The organism is Marinimicrobium sp. UBA4209 (genome assembly GCF_002381585.1).
Lineage (GTDB): Bacteria > Pseudomonadota > Gammaproteobacteria > Pseudomonadales > Cellvibrionaceae > Marinimicrobium > Marinimicrobium koreense.
On the sequence record NZ_DFTP01000109.1, the window covers coordinates 1,151 to 1,906 of the forward strand.

General features: G+C 55.8%; 2 protein-coding genes. One reads left to right on the plus strand and one right to left on the minus strand.

Translation table 11 applies throughout. From position 1 onward, the window contains the following. Window positions 1-135 (minus strand): LysR family transcriptional regulator (locus tag B3187_RS16120; protein WP_349678212.1); only part of this gene is annotated, 135 nt, incomplete at its 3' end. Between the two features lie 143 nt (window positions 136-278). Between B3187_RS16120 and B3187_RS16125 the strand changes: the two genes are divergently transcribed. After that, the gene (locus tag B3187_RS16125) at window positions 279-722 is read left to right on the plus strand and encodes a DoxX family protein (RefSeq protein ID WP_286807478.1); all 444 of its coding nucleotides are present in this window, start codon (window positions 279-281) and stop codon (window positions 720-722) included. The last annotated feature ends 34 nt before the right edge of the window (window positions 723-756 follow it).

Here is a 756-nt window from a genome sequence, read left to right on the forward strand (position 1 = left end):
TCCTAGGTGTACCTCCAACTGCCCCACGTACTTGCTGACCAACTGCGTGGACACCCCCATTTGCTCAGAGGCCCGCGTAAAGGAGCCCTCGGCCACCACCGTGACAAAGGCGCGCATAGCGGTCAAACGGTCCATGGCCAGCCTCCCGTTGTCGAAAATATTCAACTATCAATGATTTGTTGACAATAATACAACAAATAACCCATTAATTTACTAATGAGTTGATAGTAATCTGAAACCGTTGATTACCCACAGCCACTAGTTATTGGAGATTCCCCATGTCACACCCATTGATTAAAAACGCTCTGCAATCCGACGCCGGCTTTGGCGCTCTGCTCCTGCGGGTTCCCACCGGCATCATCCTGGCGGCCCACGGCGCGCAAAAACTCTTTGGCTGGTTTGGTGGTTACGGCCTCGAAGGTACCGGGCAATGGCTGGCAAGCATCGGTCTTCAACCGGGCCTGTTGATGGCTCTACTGGCGGGCAGCGCCGAGTTTTTTGGTGGCCTGGCCCTGATGTTTGGCCTGCTCACCCGACCGGCCGCTCTGGTGTCAGCCTTTACCATGGTGGTGGCGATTTTCAGCGTGCACATTGGTAATGGCCTGTTTATGGCCAACAATGGTTACGAGTTTGCGCTCAGCCTGCTCGCCGCCACAGCGGCCCTGACCCTGTTGGGCGCCGGGCGACTGTCACTGGACAACCTGATCGCCAAACGCATTTAACGGGAAACCCGGAGGCACACCGTCATGGCCAACA